Below are 3468 nucleotides of genomic sequence, written 5' to 3'. Positions count from 1 at the left end.
TGAACCCTAAACATTTAAGAAATTGGTTTGCTAATTGCTGCTACTGTACCTCATAACAGCGGGAAACGCTGTAGTAATAAGTTATCCGCAATCCCCAATCTAACATGGTATCACTTCCAGCCCTATGCCTGGAGAGTGACAAAGCCATCTCACAACTTTTTCTCTGCCTTCTGTATAAGTGCCTTCTGGCTTTCTTTTGTTAGTTCAATCTCCGACTTTTGAGCGAGTTAAAATTTGCATTTTGTATCTATAGTGGTGGTAAAAACTGCAAAGATATACAGCAAAAGTGCGTGATGAACCCCAAATTAGTTGACCAGATCAAACAGACATTGAAGCAGAGCTTGCTGGCAACATCAAGGCGTGTCTGGAGAACCCCGTTAGACCGGCGCACCAGCATCAAATTGTTAGATGACAGCATCCTTTACAAAAAGCAGCACCAACCTATCAATATACCCGCATTAACCTCGGTTAAAAAAGTGCCTTCTCGGTTTTTTGCCACAGAAAAACCCGTGTCTTTTGACCCAGATTATGTGTGGAAGATTACCCTCAATCAAAAAATAAATTCTCTAACTATTTGTACGTCTGGCAACACGCTGCTGAATAAGAAGTTGCTTTTAGACTTGGATTTTCGGATTAGCGGTGCGGGCATTCTGGAATGGCCTTACAAACCTAACCAAATTACCTATCCGCTGGTAGTTGCTCCTTGGTCGCATTTGTGGTGCAGTTATTATGATTTTATCATTTTTGTGCTGGCTAAACTTTGTCGAATTGAGGAGGCTTTAGGTAAGGAAATTTGGCAAGAAGCTAAAATTTGTTATCCTTTACGACATACAGATTTTGAGTTGGGCTTTATGACCAAACTCGGTATTCCTGAAAGTTCACTAATCGACACTCAGGCTAGAGATACGGGATATCATGCAGAAAGTGTGGTGGTGGGAAACAATCAAGACTGGTATTTTCCCAGTCCTTACGATATAGAGCTTTTGCGGAAAAAATTCTGTCTTAAGGAAAAGGTAAAGCCTTATAGAAAACTTTATCTGTCGAGAAGCGGCCGACGCAAGGTTAAAAATGAATTACAAGTGCGAGAGGTTTTGAAAGAATTTGATTTTGAAATTTTGGAAGATATCTCGCGCAGTGTTGATGAACAAATTCGTCTGTTTGCAGAAGCGGCGGTGGTTGTCGGCCCTCACGGGGCTGGTTTTACAAATTTGCTGTGGTGTCAGCCGGGAACGAAAGTATTGGAATTCTTTTATGGAGGGTACACTCCGCCATATTTCTATTACATTTGCCAGCTATTGGGATTACAATACTCCCGTATGGTTGAGGACAATAATGTAGCGGAAGATTGGAGTTTCATTGGCATGGATATGACGGTGGATGTGGAGATTTTGAAAAGGCAAATCCAGAAAATGCTGGAGGAAAGTTGCCCCTTGATAGCATTTTAGATTTTCGATCGGCAAAAATTGATGCCGATCGGGGTTTTAAAGCTTGCCTAATGTTGTAGTTTTTTGACTTTTGCAGATTAAGGAACTCGTCACATACTATAATTCAAGTGGGTCTCAACTGCTAACTAAAAAATTATTAATATTAGGAGCGAGCATGAGTTACAGAATGGATCGCCGCGCCTACGCGGAAACCTTCGGGCCGACTGTGGGCGATCGCGTCCGGTTAGCCGATACAGAATTATTCATAGAAGTGGAAAAAGACTTCACAACCTACGGGGATGAAGTGAAGTTTGGTGGCGGCAAAGTCATCCGAGATGGCATGGGACAGTCGCCTATTTCTAATGCAGACGGTGCTGTTGACACGGTAATTACTAATGCTTTAATATTAGATTGGTGGGGAATAGTTAAAGCAGATGTTGGGATTAAAGACGGGAAAATTTACAAAATTGGCAAAGCTGGAAATCCTTACATTCAAGATAGGGTAGATATTATTATCGGGCCTGGGACTGAAGTAATTGCCGGTGAAGGAATGATTCTCACGGCTGGGGGAATTGACACTCACATTCATTTTATTTGTCCGCAGCAAATTGAAGTGGCGATCGCCTCTGGAATCACTACAATGATTGGCGGTGGCACAGGCCCTGCAACGGGTACAAACGCCACAACTTGCACTCCCGGGCCTTGGCATATGTACAGAATGCTGCAAGCTGCTGACGCTTTCCCGGTAAATCTAGGATTTTTAGGTAAAGGAAATAGCAGTCAACCCCAAGGATTAATTGAACAAATCTTGGCCGGTGCAATGGGTTTGAAACTCCACGAAGATTGGGGAACTACACCAGCAACGATCGACACTTGTTTGAGTGTAGCTGACGAGTACGATGTGCAAGTTGCAATTCACACGGATACTCTCAATGAAGCGGGATTTGTGGAAGCTACAATTGCTGCTTTCAAAAATCGAGCTATTCATACTTACCACACCGAAGGTGCTGGTGGCGGACACGCACCTGATATTATCAAAGTTTGCGGCCAAGCTAATGTTTTGCCTTCGTCAACTAACCCGACTCGCCCTTACACTGTCAATACTTTAGAAGAACATTTAGATATGTTGATGGTTTGCCACCATTTGGATCGAGGCATTCCTGAAGATGTGGCTTTTGCTGAATCGAGAATTAGAAGAGAAACTATTGCTGCTGAGGATATTCTCCACGATTTAGGTGCGTTTAGTATGATTTCTTCTGATTCTCAGGCGATGGGAAGAGTGGGAGAGGTGATTATTCGGACTTGGCAAACGGCTCATAAAATGAAGGTTCAAAGGGGACATTTACCCCCCCTAACCCCTCCTTGCCAAGGGGGGGAAACAGAGGGAATTAACGATAATTTTAGGGTGAAGCGGTACATTGCGAAATATACAATTAATCCGGCGATTACTCACGGAATTAGTCAGTATGTCGGTTCGGTGGAAGAGGGGAAATTGGCGGATTTGTGTTTGTGGCGGCCGGCTTTTTTTGGGGTGAAACCGGAACTGGTAATTAAAGGAGGGGCGATCGCCTACGGGCAGATGGGAGATGCTAACGCCAGCATTCCCACGCCGCAACCGGTGCATATGCGGCCGATGTTTGGCAGTTTTGGCGGTGCGATTGGGGCGACTTGTCTGACGTTTGTTTCCCAAGCTGCGCGCGATCGAGATATTGCCGCACAGCTCGGTTTGCAAAAGCCCACTGTAGCAGTTTCCGGGACGCGACAAATTAGTAAAAGAGATATTAAACTCAACGATTATTTGCCACAAATGGAAGTCGATCCAGAAACTTATGAAGTCAGGGCGGATGGGGAATTGTTAACTTGCGAACCGGCAACAGTTTTGCCAATGGCGCAGCGATACTTTTTGTTTTAACTGATATTTTGCACCATTTTCAGCAACAGGCAAGATGCCTGTTCCACAAGAAAATTTATACAGCAGATTCCATGTATATATGATACAGTTTATTTAGTATATAAGCTAAAAAAATGAAACCTTATTCGATTG

The 3468-nt window shown here is 43.6% G+C and carries 2 protein-coding genes; both read left to right on the top strand.

From position 1 onward, the window contains the following. Positions 1–293: 293 nt before the first annotated feature. Complete coding sequence (locus QUA07_RS29650) at positions 294–1445, top strand: glycosyltransferase family 61 protein (protein ID WP_333332777.1); 1152 nt, start codon at positions 294–296, stop codon at positions 1443–1445. Positions 1446–1599: 154 nt separating this feature from the next. Then, the gene (gene ureC / locus QUA07_RS29645; RefSeq protein ID WP_333332774.1) at positions 1600–3336 is read left to right on the top strand and encodes an urease subunit alpha; all 1737 of its coding nucleotides are present in this window, start codon (positions 1600–1602) and stop codon (positions 3334–3336) included. Positions 3337–3468 lie beyond the last annotated feature (132 nt).

It is taken from the genome of Microcoleus sp. T3_A4, assembly GCF_036700465.1.
In the GTDB taxonomy this organism is placed as follows: Bacteria; Cyanobacteriota; Cyanobacteriia; order Cyanobacteriales; family Microcoleaceae; genus Microcoleus.
Note: the sequence above shows the minus strand (reverse complement) of the source record. Positions and strands in the feature narration are given on the sequence as shown.